Raw genomic sequence first — 14,624 nt, 5'->3', positions numbered from 1 at the left:
TTGGCGGGCGAAACCGCTCAACACTTTCGCCCGACGCGCGCTAAGCGGCCAACTACTTCGCCGACCTTCTCAGCGCCACCAGGGCCTCGTCCAGGCAGCGACGGTCGCCGGCGATCGCCATCTGGCCGCCGTCCTGGCCGATCGGCTGGCCGCGCCAGTCGGTGACGATCCCGCCGGCGCCTTCAATCAGCGGAATGGCGGCTTCGATGTCCCACGACTTCAGGCCGGCCTCGATGACCATGTCCATCTTGCCCAGGGCCACCATGGCGTAGGCGTAGGCGTCGCAGCCCAGGCGGGCCAGCTTGGCGGCGGCGCGCACCTGCAGCCAGGCGCCGCGCTCGGCCCCGTCGAAACAGGCGTCCGGGTCGGTGGTGGCGATGATCGCGTCGGTCAGGCTGGGGCATTCGCGCACCCGGATCGCCTGCTCCGAACCCCGCAACAGCAGGCGTGAGCCCGCGGCCGAGCCGATGAAGATCTCGCCGGTATAGGGCTGGCCGATCGAGCCCAGCACCGGACGGCCCTGGTGGCGCAGGCCGATCAGGGTGGTCCACAACGGCAGGCCCGAGATGAAGGCGCGGGTGCCGTCGATCGGGTCCAGCACCCAGACGAACTCGGCGTCGGGGCGGTCCTCGCCGTACTCCTCGCCGATCACCCCGTGCTCGGGATAGCGCTCGGCGATCAGCTGGCGGATCGCCGCCTCGGCGCCGCGGTCGGCTTGCGTCACCGGATCGAACGCCGCGTGGCTGTCGCGCGGCAGGTTCTTGCCCGCGCCCTTGTCTTCCAACCCGTGCTCGGCCCGAAACAGCGGCAGGATCGCCGCCGCCGAAGCGCGGTTCAGGTCGATGACGAAGGCGTCGAGCTGGGCGAGATGATCGGCGGCGAGGGTCATGGACGAGGCTTTAGCCCGCCCTTCGACTCGACGCCACCGTTCGAACCTAGGCTTCGAGCATCTCGCCGCCGTTCAGCGACTTGGCCAGGTCCAGCAGGCGACGACGCGGGCGCTCGCCCAGCAGGTAGTAGGCGCGGACCAGGTCCAGGGTCTCCTTGCGGGCGAACATTTCGCCGCCCTCGGCCTCGGCCTTGGCTTCCTTCTCCGCCCGCTCCGACAGGCCGTCGTAGAAATAGCCGACCGGCACCTCCAGCGCCTCGGAAAGCTGCCACAGCCGCGCGGCCGAGATGCGGTTGGCGCCGCACTCGTACTTCTGGATCTGCTGGAAGCGCACCCCGACGACGCCGGCCAGCTGCTGTTGGGTCAGGCCCAGCAGGCGGCGGCGGCGGCGCAAGCGCTTGCCCAGATACACGTCGATGTCGTTGCCCATGATGACGCCCCGATTTCATGTTCCCGTCCCGAAACGGAACGGCGTGGGTCGAAGTTCGCAAGTCGCGTGCCGGGCGAACCGCGCGGATCGACGCACGCGGCGAGTCCCACTCGCCCGCGAAGCAGGCTACGAAGGGCTCATGTCGGATAAGCGTCGGCCTTGGGCCCAGGACCTCCTTTGGCGCGCGGAAGCGCTGGGCTTTGACCTCTTCATAGGAGTCGTTCGCCTACTGGGCGTGGACGCCGCCTCGGCGTTCGGCGGCTGGCTGGGCCGCGCGGTCGGGCCGCTGAGCGGCGCCCACAAGGTGGCGGTGCGCAATCTGAAGCTGGCCTTTCCCGACAAGGACGAGGCTTGGCGGGCGGCCATGCTCAAGGCGCAGTGGGACGGCCTGGGCCGGACCTTCGCCGAGTTCCCGCTGATGGACAGGATCCTGCCGTCCACCGGACGGGTCGAGGTGGTCAACCAGGAGCGCCTGTTCCAGATCGCCGCCGACAAGGTTCCGGTGGTCTTCGTTTCGGGACACCTGTCGAACTGGGAGGTGATGCCCGCGGCCATCGTCGATTCCGGGGTGGTCTGCGAGATGACCTACCGGGCGGCCAACAATCCGTATGTCGATGAACGGATCAAGGCCAGCCGCTTCCGCTACGGCGTGCGGCTCTTTGCTCCCAAGGGCGGGGACGGGGCTCGAGAACTGCTGGAGGGCATGAAGCAGGGCAAGTCTGTGGCGCTGATGAACGACCAGAAGTTCAACACCGGCGTCGAGGGCCTGTTCTTCGGCCATCCGGTGCGCACGGCGCCCGGACCTTCGCGCCTGGCGATCCGCTTCGGAACGGTCCTGCAGCCGATGTCGGTGCAGCGCATCAAGGGCGCGCGCTTCCGGGCGGTGGTCCACGACCCGATCCACCTGCCCAACACCGGCGACCGCACGGCCGACATCGAGGCCGGGGTGAGGCTGGTCAACGCCTTCATGGAAGAGCGCATCCGCGAGCGGCCCGAGGAGTGGTTCTGGGTCCACCGGCGCTGGCCGAACGAGGTCTACGCCGCGCTGGCGGCCTCTGGACGCTAGAGCTCCACGGCCCGCTCGGCGCCCCGGCGGCGGGGGCCGTCATAGGCCGGGTCGTCGCGGCGACGGCGGCAGGGTCCGAAATAGTCCTCGACGCGGATGAATGGCCGGGGCTTGAAGATCACGGTGTTGATCCGGTCCAGCAGCGAGCGGGCGGTGACCGGCTTGACGACGATCTCGGTGACCCCGGCGTCGCGGGCCTCGAACACCCGGTGCCGCTCGGCGAAGCCCGTCAGCATGATGATCGGCAGGAACGGGTCGGGGCTGTCGGGCGACTGGCGGACCAGCTGGGTGAATTGCACCCCGTCCAGGGGCGACATCTTGAAGTCGACGATGGCGATGTCGATCTGGCGGTCGCGCACCACCTGCAGGGCCTCGGCCCCGTCCATGGCCTCCAGCACGTGCCGCACGCCCACGCTTTTCAGGATCGTCGAGACGATCGCCCGCATGTGATGGTTGTCGTCCACCAGCAGGAACCGCAGCTGCTCGAGCGTCGCGGACATGCGGGGCGGGCCTCCATCGCGAAAAAGGGGATGGCGGGGGATACTTCACCGTTAACGGGCTGTCGATCCCCTGCGGGGGGAATTGACGAGACAAGGCTCGCCCTATGCGCGAGGCGGCGCGAAGCCGACCATCAGGGACGGGTCCAGGTTCTGGTCGCGCCAGCGCATCCGCCAGCACAGGTGCGGACCGGTGGCGCGGCCTTCCTTGCCGACGGCGCCGATCACCTGGCCCTGGATCACCGACTGGCCGGCGACGACGGCGATGCGCGACAGGTGCAGATAGGCGGTGACCAGGCCCTGGCCGTGGTCGATCAGGATCAGGCCGCCCTCGAAGTGCAGGCCGGTCTCGGCGAAGCTGACCATCCCGGCCGCCGGGGCGATCACCGGCGTGCCGACCGGCGCGGCCAGGTCGACGCCGTAATGCGGGCGCTTGGGCTGGCCGTTCAGGATCCGCTGGCCGCCGAACCGGGACGAGCGCCGCACGGCCTGGACCGGCAGGATGAAGCCGGTGCGGAAAAAGTCGCCGTCGATGCGACTGGCGAAACCGACGCTCTTGCGGGCGCTTTCGGCGGCGATGCGGGCCAGCAGGGCCGGGTCGCTGGGCGACACCTGGTCGTCGGCCAGGCCGTCGATCCGCTGGATGTCAAAGTCCCCGGCCGCGATCGTCAGCTGTTGGCTGGCCGAGCCCTCCGGCGTCGCGACCGTGATCAAGGCCTGCGGCGGGGCGTCGCGGTCGAAGCCGATCACGAACCAGCCGGCCGCCGAGGCCTGGGCGACGGGGGCGTCGTTCAGCAGCACGGTGGCGCGAGGCGCGGTGCGGCCGACCGCGAAACCGCCCTGCACGAACCGGCCCGACAGGGACAGGCCCGGCGCGGCGGCGCGGGCGACGGACCTCAGGGAAAGCGCGCCGGTCAGGCCCGTGGCCAGGCCGACGAGCGCGCGGCGGCGGTTCAGCCGCGGCTCTCCCGCCAGCGCTTGAGGGCTTCGGCGGGGCCGGCATAGGCCTCCTGCAGCTCGGGGCTCCAGTAGCGCAGGGCCTCCAGCGCGACCTTCGCGCCGGTGACCGCGCACAGCACGTACTGGCCCGGGCTCATGACGGCGAACTCGCCGTCGCCATAGTGCAGGGTGGCCGGGCCGCCGGATTTGCCGAGATGGGGGTCGAACGCGTTCATGCAGGTCTTTTACGCCAGTTGGGGGCCGGGGAACAGGTGGGCGGAGGCGCGCCGGGTCAAAACAGGCTCCCCTGGTCCGTGGACGGCGGCGGCTTGGGCCTGGGAGGCGGACGCGGCGGGGCGACGGGCGCCGGCGGGACCGGGGGCGAGCCCGCGCCGTCGATCACCGCGTCGCGGTCGCCTTGCTTGAACTGCAGTCGGACACGTTCGCCGCTCACGAGCTCGGAAGCGGATCGCGCGATGCTTCCATCTGCCTTGTGCACAAGCGCAAAACCCATTTCCAACGGCCTGGTCGGATTGAGCGAGATCCGCAGCTTGTCCAGGGCGACCAGGCGGTCGGTCTCGCGTTCCAGCCGGCGACGGGCGACGGCGTTCAGGCGGTCTTGCAAGGCCGGCAGGCGGGCGTGCTGGGCCACCCTTTCCGGAACCCGCCGGGCGGCCAGGTCCAGCCGCCGGCCCAGGTCCTGCACCCGCCGGCCGCAGTCGGCGCGCTGGCGATGCAGGGTGTCGGGCGACAGCCGGGCGGTGACCTTCAGCAGGTCGCGGGCGTGGATGTCGGTGTTGCGCTGCAGGGCCGCGTCCAGGCGGGCGGCGACCTCCTTGAACCGGCGCTCGGCCGGGGCGGTCAGGTCGTCGAGACGCGGCAGGCCGCGCACGGCCAGGTCCAGGCGCTGCTGGGCCAGGGCCAGCAGGTCGGCGGGACGGGGCAGGCCGCGCGCGGCGCCGACCAGGCGGGTGCGGCGCTCCTCGATCACCCGGCCGCCGCAAGTGTTCAGGCGGCGGTCGTAGTCGCTGACCAGGGCCCGCAGCTCGGCCAGGACAGGGGTGGCCATCTCGGCGGCGGCGGTGGGGGTCGGGGCGCGACGGTCGGAGACGAAGTCGATCAGGGTGGTGTCGGTCTCGTGGCCGACGGCCGAGATCAGCGGGATCGTCCCTTCGGCCACGGCGCGCGCCAGGCCCTCGTCGTTGAAGGCCCACAGGTCCTCGACCGAGCCGCCGCCCCGGGCGACGATCAGGATGTCGGGGCGCGGCACGGGGCCGCCTGGCATGATGGCGTTGAAGCCGCGGATCGCGGCGCTGACCTGGCCGGCGGCGGCGTCGCCCTGGACCACGCAGGGCCAGACCAGCACCCGGCAGGGCCAGCGGTCGCGGATGCGGTGCAGGATGTCGCGGATCACCGCCCCGGTCGGGCTGGTGATCACCCCGATCACGGCGGGCATGGCGGGCAGGGGGCGCTTGCGGTCGGGGGCGAACAGACCCTCGGCCTGCAGTTTCGCCTTCAGGCGCTCCAACTGGGCCAGCAGGGCGCCGACCCCGGCCGCCTCCATGGTCTCGATGACGATCTGGTAGCGCGAGCCGGCCGGATAGGTGGTGATCTTGCCGGTGACGATGACCTCCAGCCCGTGCTCGGGCCGGATCTGCAACTGGCGGACATTGCCCTTCCAGACCACGCCGTCGATGGCGGCCTTGTCGTCCTTGATGGTCAGGTAGACGTGGCCGTTGGAATGGTGGGTGACTTTGCTGAGCTCGCCGCGCAGCCGCACGAAGCTGTACCGGTCTTCCAGCGTGCGCTTCAGGGCGAAGGCCAGTTCCGAGACGGAATAGGCCTGGGCGTTGGAATCAGGGGCGACGGTGTCGGTCATGGGCCTCTAGATAGGACGGATTGGGGTTTGGCTGAAATGGGCTCCAGCCCCTCCCCCTGTGGGGGAGGCGATCGCGCAGCGATCGGTGGGGGGCGTTTTGGGGGCGAAGATCCAGGTTGCGGTCATCTGCCGATTACTCCCCCCTCCGTCGGCTTCGCCGACACCTCCCCCACAGGGGGAGGATCTTGGATGCGCGATTTCGCCGCCTCACGCGGCTCGCCGCTGAGCTATCGGAAAGGGACGCGGAGCGCCGGACACCGTCCGGGAGTTTGAAAATGAATACCGTTTTCGACGAAGCCCGATCGCTCCGCGCGGTCGTTGTCCGGAAGCCCGCGGCGCTGAGCCCTGTTCGGACCTCGCCGCCTTGAAGCCTCCGACGGGCGGGCCAGGTCAACGAACCCCGGTCCCGGATCGCGAGCGCGTCACCGCCCGCCTGTTGCGCCGCCAGCCCTCACATCACGCTGTATCCGTGTTCCGAGCCCAGCCGGCACCAGAGACGCGAGGTTTGGTCCCAAGGGACCGCCGACGGAGCTTCCCGCTCGATCGCCCCCCGCCGCCGCATCGGTCGCTGGCCATGCGCCCTTTCCCTGCGACGAGGTGAGGTCAGGATACGGGCGGTCTGGAAGGGTGAGGATCAAAACGGGTCGAGAAATTTCAGGGCGTTGAAATCGCCGGAGTTTGTTCGCTCAACGCCGAGCGCAAGCCGGGGACGTGCTCTCACGGCAAGGCCTTGCCGATCGATCCACGGCCTCGGGGTGAGTGCATGTCCCCAACGCCATCCACGGCGTCATGGGGCTTCAACACCGGACTCAGCGGGTCCGTTGGGGACACGCACTCACGGCCGGCGCCCTGCAAACCGGCCCACGCACCGCCGTGAGAGCGCGTCCCCGGCCGCGACGCGCGCCATGGGGCGAGTGCCTGTCCAACAACACCCGCCCTCGACCTAATCCAGCTTCACCAGAGGGCAGTTGAGCCAGACATTGGAGTTAGCCTTGTAGGCTTTCATCGAGGTGAAGCCGTAGGCGCTCCAAGATGTCGTGTCGCTCGGGTCGACCGCCTTTTCCAGGATCACAACTTTGTAGAGGCAGCTCTTGGGAGCGCCGACACGTTGATAAATCCATTGGGTGGTGGCGCCCTCCTGGCGACGCTCCGCCAGGGTGAAGGCTGACGGGGGCAGGGATTGAAGGGGGGGCTCCAGCTTAGCCGCTTGGGGGTGATCTTCAAAAGTCCACTGCAGGCGCGTCCGGTGCCCTCGAAGACGCCCAACTGAAGGTGTGGCCTGCTCGGCGGCGAAGCGACGGTTGGTGTCCACGCGGGAGGATGAGGCGCTCTGTCGCGCGCCGCGGCGGGCGCGCACAGCGCCAAGGCGAGCAGGAGAAAACAAGGCGAGGGCTTCATGGTCAGGCCTGCGTAATCCACGCGAAGTTCGTGGGAAGTCGGCGTGCCCGGCGTCTCCGGCCGCCCACCGTCGAGCTAGTCCGCTTTCACCAGGTAGCAGTTGAGCTGATCGTTGGAGTCAGCCTTGTAGGCCTTCATCGAGGTGAAGCCATAGGCGTACCACGCCCAGACTTGCGGGGGGGGCGTCTTTTCCAGCACCACCACCTTGTAGAGGCAGCTCTTGGGGGAGCCGATGAACCGATAGGTCCATAGGGTGGCGCCGCCCTTATGGCGACGCTCCACCAGGGTGTAGGCCGAGGCAGGGCAGGGACTGAACGGGGTCTTCCAACTCATCCGCTTGGGGGTGATCTTCAGCAGTCCGCTGCAGGCGCGTCCGGTGCCCTCGAAGACGCCTAGCTGGACGCGCGGCTCGACCGACGGTGAAACGGTGGCTGGCGTCTGCGCGGGCTTGTTGGGCGCTCTTGCGAGAGCCGTGGGGGGCGCGCACAGCGGCAGGACGAGCAGGAGGAGGCGGAGCGAGGGCTTCATGATCGGGCCTTCGCAATCCAAACAAGGGCCGTCGGGATCCGTCCTAGCATCTCCAACCGCCTGCCGTCGACTAATCCAGCTTCACCAGATAGCAACTGAGCTGGTCGTTGGAGTCGGCTCTATAGGCTTTCATCGAGGTGAAGCTGTAGGCGTTCCAGGCGATCCTGGCCTCTGGGCGGGCCACCTTTTCCAGAACAACCACCTTGTAGGTGCAGCTTTTGGGCGCGCCGACGAGCCGATAGACCCAACGGGTGGCTTCGCCCTTCTGGCGACGCTCCGCCAGGGTAAAGGCCGAGGGGGGGCAGGGGCTGAAGGGGGGGCTCCAGCTCAACCGCTTGGGTGTGATCTTCAATTGTCCACCGCAGGCGCGTCCAGTGCCGTCGAAGAGGCCGAGCTGAAGGCGGGGCTCGCCCGGCGGGACAGCGGACTCGGCCCGCACGGGCTTGTCAGGCGCCCTAGCGCGCGCCGCAGCGGGCGCCCTAGCGCGCGCCGCAGCGGGCGCGCACAGCAGAAGCGCGAGGAGGAGGCGGGACGAGGGTTTCATGGTCAGTCTGTGGATCCACGTCAAAGCCATGGGCGAACGTGCGGCTTTGGCGTCCCCGAGTCATCGAGCTAGTCGAGCTTCACCAGAGGGCAGTTGAGCCAGACATTGGAGTTAGCCTTGTAGGCTTTCATCGAGGTGAAGCCGTAGGCGCTCCAAGATGTCGTGTCGCTAGGGTCGACCGCCTTTTCCAGGATCACAACTTTATAGAGGCAGCTCTTGGGAGCGCCGACACGTTGATAAATCCATTGGGTGGTGGCGCCCTCCTGGCGACGCTCCGCCAGGGTGAAGGCTGACGGGGGGCAGGGATTGAAGGGGGGGCTCCAGCTTAGTCGCTTGGGGGTGATCTTCAGCAGCCCGCTGCAGGCCCGTCCGGTGCCCTCGAAGACGCCCAACTGAAGGCGTGGTCTGCTCGGCGGCGAAGCGACGGTTGGTGTCCGCGCGGGAGGATGAGGCGCTCTGTCGCGCGCCGCGGCGGGCGCGCACAGAAGCAGGGCGAGCAGAAGGAGACGGGGAGAGGGTTTCATTTGATCTTCCCCAGGCAATAGGCGAGCTTTTCTGCGTAACGACTGTCGCCGACATTGTAGAGCCGGGCCACGGTGGCGTTGTCGAGCGACTTGAAGCCGGCGATCATCTTCGTGTTTGTGGCTTTTTGAACCTTGAGGGCTCGGCCGATCTTCAATGGCCTGTGCTGATCCATCTCGCTCTGGAGGCCGGGATTGAGCCAGTACAGGTGGCCCACGGTCGAGCCGGTGCGCTTGGCGATGCGGTCGATGCTGTCACCGGCGGCGACCTTGTATTCCGTGATCGGGGCGTTGGAACTCCAGACGTCGCCGTACTTGAAGTTGGCGGCCCGCATCAGCAGATAGCCGATGCCCGCCTGGATGTTTTTCACCGGGTCGGTGCCGACATTCTGGACCGTCAAGCCGCTGGCGATGTCGCTGGGCATGATCAGTTCGCCGCCCTCCTTGCCGCCCAGCAAGGCGGCCAGGCCTGGGTCGTCCTTGTTGCCGATCTGCATGGGCCGTGTCGCCCAGGCCAGTTTGGCGGTGGCTCCGGTCTCGGTCCACACCATCGCCTTGATCAGCTTCCAGTCCAGCGCGGTGAAACCCGGGGCCGACTGCAGGTGGGCGTTGTACTTGTCGACCGTGCTCTTGATGACCGCGTCGTAGCCGTGCCAGGCCGGGTTCGTCTTCTCCGTGTCGATGGTGTCCTTCCACAGCTGGAAGGGGGTCTTCGGGGGCAACGGCATGCGACGCTCACGGGTAGCGGACAGGGCGGGCGAAGCGCGCCCAGGTAGAGCAGCTTGGGCTGGAATCCGGCTTTCGTCCAGGCGCGCGGCGGCGCCTGGACGAGCGCCCATACGAAAAATCCCGGAGCGGCCTTTCGGGCCGTCCGGGATTTTCGGTCCGCCGTCGGGGACGGGCTAGATGTAGCGGCGCAGCGAGCGGGCCAGTTCGGTCGGGCCCGACTTCTTCTTGGTCTGCTGCGGCTGGTAGGCGACCCGGGCGTGCTCGTTGCAGTACGGGCCGTCCGACGAGCGGCGGCCGCAGAAGGTGAAGCCGTCGGTCGACGGGTCGCCGATCGGCCACTTGCACATGTGGGCGCCCAGGGTCAGCACGGTGGCCGAGCCCGGCTCCTCGGCGCGGAACGCCGGGACCGACGGCTGCTGGGCCACGGCGGGCAGGGCCGCCGGCTCGGCGGCGATCACCCGGCGCGGCGCCGAGGGCATGGCCGTGGCGGCCGGACGCGCCGGACGCGGGGCCTTGAAAGCCGGGCGCGCCGGTTGCGACGGCGCGGCGCGGCCCGACAGGCCCAGGCGGTGCACCTTGCCGATCACGGCGTTGCGCGTGACGCCGCCCAGCTGTTTGGCGATCTGACTGGCGGACAGGCCGTCCAGCCAGAGCTTCTTCAAGGTGGTGACCCGTTCGTCAGTCCAGCTCATGACCCATCTCCGCCTAAAAAAGAGTCCGAAACGGGTTTCCCCGACTCGCCCCGGCCTCTACATCTGGTGTACGGACGGCCCCGCCGGCCGCTCGCCTACCAGATAGTGTAAAGAATACGTTAAAACACACAATAGGCGCCATCCGGTCTGTCCACAGAAACAACATATTGATTCCGTCGGAGCGCCGCTTGCGCCGGGCCCGCCTCGGGCGCACATGCCAGAGGCTTGGCTGATCGAGGGCCCTGGCGGCGCCAGACCCTCGGGCCGTTCGATCGAGACCTCCAGGACCGCAAGCCCATGAAAGACGTGACGGCCTCCGTCATCCCCCCGCAGCCGCGCGACTATCACGGCTGGAACTGGAGCGGGTTCTTCACCCTCTACCAGCGCGAGATCCGCCGTTTCTGGAAGGTGGGCACCCAGACGGTGGCCGCCCCGGTGGTGACGACCCTGCTCTACATGCTGGTGTTCGTGGTGGCGGTGGGCGGCAGCCGGCCGGCGGTCGGCGGCGTGACCTTCGGCCATTTCGTGGCCCCGGGCCTGATCATGATGGCCATCCTCAACAACGCCTTCGCCAATTCGTCCTCGTCGCTGATCCAGGCCAAGATGATGGGCCTGACCCCGGACTTCCTGACCCCGCCGCTGTCGCCGCTGGAGCAGGTGGCCGCGTTCGGCCTGGGCGCGGCGACGCGCGGCGTCGTGGTGGGAGCGGTCACGGCCCTGGTGATCGGCGTGCTGCCCGGCGCGGGCCTGCAGGTCAGCCACCTGTGGGCGATCGTCTATTTCGCGGTCGGCGCCTCGATCATCCTGGGCCTGGCCGGCGTGCTGGCCGGCCTGTGGGCCGAGAAGTTCGACCAGCTGGCGGCGGTGACCAACTTCGTGATCATGCCCATGACCTTCCTGTCGGGCACCTTCTACCTGGTGGACCGCCTGCCCGAGCCGTTCCGCTCGGCCAGCCACTTCAACCCGTTCTTCTACCTGATCGACGGCTTCCGCTACGGCTTCATCGGCCACGCCGACGGCTCGGTGGCGATCGGGGCGGTGGTGACCGCGGCCCTGTCGGTGGGGCTGTTCCTGTGGTGCTGGTGGCTGTTCCGGACCGGGTACCGGCTGAAGAGCTAGTTCGCCGCCAAGGGTGTTTGACGAAACGGCCGCTTCCCCAAGGAGGCGGCCGTTTTGTTTTCTACAGTCTCAAAACGCCGCTCATCCCGGCGAATGCCGGGACCCAGATGGAATAGCGGTGTGGTGGGTTCCCCGAACTCTGAGCCAGTCCAATCAGCCTCAAAGCCATTGGATCTGGATCCCGGCATTCGCCGGGATGAGCGGGTTTAAGGAACCCCCTTGACCAGCACCTCGACGTCCTGCGTCGGCCCGCCGTTGATGACCGGGATGTGGGTGTCGTTGATGAACTTCAACTGCCCGTCCACCTCGACCCGGGCCGAGACGGCGATGCGGGCCGACGGCGAAACCTGGGCCGGGTCGTAGCCCAGCGAGAAGGCCACCGGCGGGGTCTGGGCCGGGATCACAGCTTCGGCAATGACCTTGGCCGGCGCGTCGGCCAGGCTGACGTCCTGCAGCCGCACGATCACCTTGGTCTGGGGCGGCAGCATGATCCGCTCGCGCCAGACCACCGACCCGGTGACCGCCGCGCTGGACGGGCCGGCCGGCGGCGCGGACGGGGCGCCGGCGCATCCCGTCAAGAGCGTGCCGGTCAAGAGCGTGAGAGCGAGGAGGGCGGGCGCGAGGGGCTTCATGGACGATCTCCTGGACCTAGGCTCCCCCGAGCGCCCAAGGCGTACGGTCTTGGCGATCTCAGTTCAACCGGCTGGCCCGACATGGGACCGCAAACAGTGTGGCTCAAGCGTATCTGACACCCAAAATTCACGGCCGGTTTGTTGACAGGGCAGACTTACACGCCGACAACGCTGGGCCTTCCGGTCCCCGCGCTTTCGAGCACGGGGGCTTCTTTCCTTTTTGGGAGGCCGTCTTGAGCACGTCGACGTCGTCTAACCCCGCGCAACACCACATCATGGGCGTCTACAACCGCGCCCCGCTGGCGTTCGAGCGAGGCCGAGGCGCGCGCCTGTTCTCGACCACCGGCGAGGAGTATCTGGACTGCGTGGCCGGCATCGCCACCTGCGGCCTGGGCCACGCGCACCCGGTGCTGGTCGACGCGCTGAAGACCCAGGGCGAGAAGCTCTGGCACGTCTCCAACATCTACACGATCCCCGAGCAGGAAGTGCTGGCCGACAAGCTGTGCGCGGCCACCTTCGCCGACGTGGTGTTCTTCACCAACTCCGGCACCGAGGCGATCGAGTGCGCCCTGAAGGCCGCGCGCCGCTATCACGTGGTCAACGGCCAGCCCGAGCGGGTCGACATCATCGGCTTCGACGGCTCGTTCCACGGCCGCTCGTACGCGGCGGTCAACGCCTCGGGCAATCCCGGCTACCTGGACGGCTTCGGGCCGCGCCTGCCGGGCTACATCCAGCTGCCGTTCGGCGACTGGGACGCCCTGAAGGCCGCCATCGGTCCGACCACGGCCGGGGTGATCATCGAGCCGGTGCAGGGCGAGGGCGGGGCGCGGGCGTTGAGCGACGCCCAGCTGAACGAACTGCGCCAGATCACCCGCGACGCCGGCGTCCTGCTGATCTTCGACGAGGTCCAGAGCGGCATGGGCCGGACCGGCAAGCTGTTCGCCCACGAATGGGCCAGCGACGCCGCGCCGGACATCATGGCGGTGGCCAAGGCCCTGGGCGGCGGCTTCCCGGTCGGCGCCTGCCTAGCGTCCACCGAGGGGGCGCGCGGCATGACCCCGGGCGTCCACGGCTCGACCTACGGCGGCAACCCCCTGGCCATGGCCGTGGGCAAGGCGGCGTTCGACGCGATCAACACGCCGGAGATCCTCGACAACGTCAAACAGGTGGCCGGCTTCTTCACCCAGCAGCTGGAAGGCCTGAAGGACCGCTTCCCGGACGTCATCGTCGACATCCGCGGCAAGGGCCTGCTGATCGGCATCAAGGTGGTGCCGAACAATCGCGAGTTCATGGTCCTGGCCCGCGACGAGAAGCTGCTGATCGCCGGCGGCGGCGACAACTGCGTGCGCCTGCTGCCGCCGCTGAACCTGACGGTCGAGGAAGCGTCCGAGGCCATCGCCAAGCTCGAAAAGGCCTGCGAGGCCGCCCGGGCCAAAGCCGCCGCCTAAACACGGCCGCGACCTATCAAACCGCTCGTTCCGGCAAGGCCGGGGCGGGCGGGCAGGGGGATTTGCAATGACCGAACCCAGGCACTTCATCGACCTGTGGAAGCTGGATGGCCCGACGCTGCGGCTGATGCTGGAAGACGCCAAGGCCCGCAAGGCCGCCCGCGCCGGCTGGCCCAAGGGCCGCGTCGACGCCGACGCCCCGGCCGCCGACCGCGTGCTGGCGATGATCTTCCAGAAGAACTCGACCCGCACCCGCTTCTCGTTCGATGCCGCGATCCGCCAGCTGGGCGGCAGCGGCATCATCTCGACCTCGGCCGACATGCAGCTGGGCCGGGGCGAGACCATCGAGGACACCGCCAAGGTGCTGTCGCGGATGGTCGACGCGGTGATGATCCGCGCCAACAGCCACGCCGACGTCGAGCGCTTCGCCCAGGTCTCGACCGTGCCGGTGATCAACGGCCTGACCGACAAGAGTCACCCGTGCCAGGTCATGGCCGACCTGCTGACCATCGAGGAGCACCGCGGCGACGTTGGCGGCAAGACCATCGCCTGGGTCGGCGACGGCAACAACATGTGCTCCAGCTTCATCCACGCCGCGCCGCTGCTGGGCTTCAAGCTGAACATCGCCTGCCCGGCGGTCTACCACCCCGACCTGGTCGACCTGGCCCGGGCCCAGGAGCGCCAGGGCCAAATCACCATGACCGACGACCCGCGCGAGGCCGTGCGCGGCGCCGACGTGGTGGTGGCCGACACCTGGGTGTCGATGGGCGACACCGACCATGACGAGCGCCTGGCGGCCCTGGAGCCCTACCAGGTCGACGACGCGCTGATGGACCTGTCGGCGCCCGACGGCGTCTTCCTGCACTGCCTGCCGGCCCACCGCGGCGAGGAGGTCACCGACAGCGTGCTGGACGGCCCGCGCTCGCTGGCCTGGGACGAGGCGGAGAACCGCATCCACGCCCAGAAGTCGGTGCTGGCCTGGTGCTTCGGGGCGATCGGGTAGAACCGGTTGGGGACAGGCGCATGCGCCTGTCCCCGTCAGTTGGAGCGGCGCATGTCGAAGATCGAGTTCAACAAGCAGAAGCGCGACGCCTTGCTTGACAAGCTGACGCGCTATCTGGACCGCGAACTCGACTGCGAGGCCAGCCCGCTGCAGGCCGGGTTCCTGCTGGATTTCATCTCCGAGCAGATGGGGCCGTACTACTACAATCAGGGCGTCCAGGACGCCCAGCAGCTGTTCCGCGACAAGCTGGAGGACGCGGTGTACGAGATCGAAAAGCCGTTCGTGGACTAAACCCTCCCCCTGTGGGGGA

18 protein-coding genes are annotated in these 14,624 nt (G+C 68.6%); 5 read left to right on the top strand and 13 right to left on the bottom strand.

Annotated elements, in window-relative coordinates:
• Window positions 1-52 precede the first annotated feature (52 nt).
• On the bottom strand, window positions 53-889 hold the full coding sequence (gene hisN / locus ACSQ2G_RS17720; RefSeq protein ID WP_436033116.1) for a histidinol-phosphatase: 837 nt from the start codon (window positions 887-889) through the stop codon (window positions 53-55).
• A gap of 46 nt (window positions 890-935) precedes the next feature.
• Window positions 936-1,319 (bottom strand): helix-turn-helix domain-containing protein, encoded by a 384-nt coding sequence (locus ACSQ2G_RS17715; RefSeq protein WP_436033114.1) that lies wholly within the window; start codon window positions 1,317-1,319, stop codon window positions 936-938.
• A gap of 139 nt (window positions 1,320-1,458) precedes the next feature.
• On the opposite strand from ACSQ2G_RS17715, the gene ACSQ2G_RS17710 reads away from it, so the two are divergent.
• Window positions 1,459-2,385: a lysophospholipid acyltransferase family protein gene (locus ACSQ2G_RS17710; RefSeq protein WP_436033112.1), complete on the top strand. Its 927-nt coding sequence runs from the start codon at window positions 1,459-1,461 to the stop codon at window positions 2,383-2,385.
• Here ACSQ2G_RS17710 and ACSQ2G_RS17705 read toward each other — a convergent pair.
• The 10 genes from ACSQ2G_RS17705 to gcrA all read right to left on the bottom strand — a co-directional run bounded on the left by ACSQ2G_RS17705 (window position 2,382) and on the right by gcrA (window position 10,112).
• Entirely contained in the window at window positions 2,382-2,885 is a 504-nt protein-coding gene (locus ACSQ2G_RS17705) for a response regulator (protein WP_436033110.1), read from the bottom strand. The two genes, ACSQ2G_RS17710 and ACSQ2G_RS17705, sit on opposite strands and share 4 nt — an antisense overlap.
• 102 nt (window positions 2,886-2,987) lie before the next feature.
• Entirely contained in the window at window positions 2,988-3,728 is a 741-nt protein-coding gene (locus ACSQ2G_RS17700; RefSeq protein ID WP_436033108.1) for a M23 family metallopeptidase, read from the bottom strand.
• Window positions 3,729-3,835: 107 nt separating this feature from the next.
• Window positions 3,836-4,057 carry a DUF2093 domain-containing protein gene (locus ACSQ2G_RS17695; RefSeq protein ID WP_028039552.1) on the bottom strand — a complete coding sequence of 74 codons (222 nt, stop codon included), beginning with the start codon at window positions 4,055-4,057 and terminating at the stop codon, window positions 3,836-3,838.
• A gap of 56 nt (window positions 4,058-4,113) precedes the next feature.
• Window positions 4,114-5,700: an exodeoxyribonuclease VII large subunit gene (gene xseA / locus ACSQ2G_RS17690; protein WP_436033105.1), complete on the bottom strand. Its 1,587-nt coding sequence runs from the start codon at window positions 5,698-5,700 to the stop codon at window positions 4,114-4,116.
• A 943-nt stretch (window positions 5,701-6,643) separates the two neighbouring features.
• Entirely contained in the window at window positions 6,644-7,012 is a 369-nt protein-coding gene (locus ACSQ2G_RS17685; protein WP_436033104.1) for a hypothetical protein, read from the bottom strand.
• Between the two features lie 161 nt (window positions 7,013-7,173).
• Entirely contained in the window at window positions 7,174-7,626 is a 453-nt protein-coding gene (locus ACSQ2G_RS17680) for a hypothetical protein (RefSeq protein ID WP_436033102.1), read from the bottom strand.
• A 70-nt stretch (window positions 7,627-7,696) separates the two neighbouring features.
• Window positions 7,697-7,957: a hypothetical protein gene (locus ACSQ2G_RS17675; protein WP_436033101.1), complete on the bottom strand. Its 261-nt coding sequence runs from the start codon at window positions 7,955-7,957 to the stop codon at window positions 7,697-7,699.
• Window positions 7,958-8,238: 281 nt separating this feature from the next.
• Entirely contained in the window at window positions 8,239-8,694 is a 456-nt protein-coding gene (locus ACSQ2G_RS17670; RefSeq protein WP_436033100.1) for a hypothetical protein, read from the bottom strand.
• Window positions 8,691-9,419 (bottom strand): LysM peptidoglycan-binding domain-containing protein, encoded by a 729-nt coding sequence (locus tag ACSQ2G_RS17665; RefSeq protein ID WP_436033099.1) that lies wholly within the window; start codon window positions 9,417-9,419, stop codon window positions 8,691-8,693. The genes ACSQ2G_RS17670 and ACSQ2G_RS17665 overlap by 4 nt, the downstream gene beginning before the upstream one ends.
• Before the next feature lie 174 nt (window positions 9,420-9,593).
• On the bottom strand, window positions 9,594-10,112 hold the full coding sequence (gene gcrA / locus ACSQ2G_RS17660; protein ID WP_310082559.1) for a cell cycle sigma 70 cofactor GcrA: 519 nt from the start codon (window positions 10,110-10,112) through the stop codon (window positions 9,594-9,596).
• A 297-nt stretch (window positions 10,113-10,409) separates the two neighbouring features.
• On the opposite strand from gcrA, the gene ACSQ2G_RS17655 reads away from it, so the two are divergent.
• Entirely contained in the window at window positions 10,410-11,231 is an 822-nt protein-coding gene (locus ACSQ2G_RS17655) for an ABC transporter permease (RefSeq protein WP_436033097.1), read from the top strand.
• 206 nt (window positions 11,232-11,437) lie between these two features.
• On the opposite strand, the gene ACSQ2G_RS17650 is transcribed toward ACSQ2G_RS17655, so the two are convergent.
• Complete coding sequence (locus tag ACSQ2G_RS17650; RefSeq protein WP_436033095.1) at window positions 11,438-11,863, bottom strand: YbaY family lipoprotein; 426 nt, start codon at window positions 11,861-11,863, stop codon at window positions 11,438-11,440.
• A gap of 233 nt (window positions 11,864-12,096) precedes the next feature.
• Here ACSQ2G_RS17650 and ACSQ2G_RS17645 point away from each other — a divergent pair, with 233 nt between their 5' ends.
• From ACSQ2G_RS17645 to ACSQ2G_RS17635, 3 genes are all read left to right on the top strand, one after another.
• Window positions 12,097-13,311: an aspartate aminotransferase family protein gene (locus tag ACSQ2G_RS17645; protein WP_436033093.1), complete on the top strand. Its 1,215-nt coding sequence runs from the start codon at window positions 12,097-12,099 to the stop codon at window positions 13,309-13,311.
• 67 nt (window positions 13,312-13,378) lie between these two features.
• Window positions 13,379-14,314 (top strand): ornithine carbamoyltransferase, encoded by a 936-nt coding sequence (gene argF, locus ACSQ2G_RS17640; RefSeq protein ID WP_436033092.1) that lies wholly within the window; start codon window positions 13,379-13,381, stop codon window positions 14,312-14,314.
• A gap of 51 nt (window positions 14,315-14,365) precedes the next feature.
• Window positions 14,366-14,605 (top strand): DUF2164 domain-containing protein, encoded by a 240-nt coding sequence (locus tag ACSQ2G_RS17635; RefSeq protein WP_018062315.1) that lies wholly within the window; start codon window positions 14,366-14,368, stop codon window positions 14,603-14,605.
• Window positions 14,606-14,624 lie beyond the last annotated feature (19 nt).

Origin of the sequence: Caulobacter sp. LjRoot300, from assembly GCF_964253875.1 — a bacterium.
Taxonomy (GTDB): Bacteria; Pseudomonadota; Alphaproteobacteria; order Caulobacterales; family Caulobacteraceae; genus Caulobacter.
The sequence above is the reverse complement of the archived record's forward strand: the minus strand, read 5'-3'. Positions and strand labels throughout refer to the sequence as shown.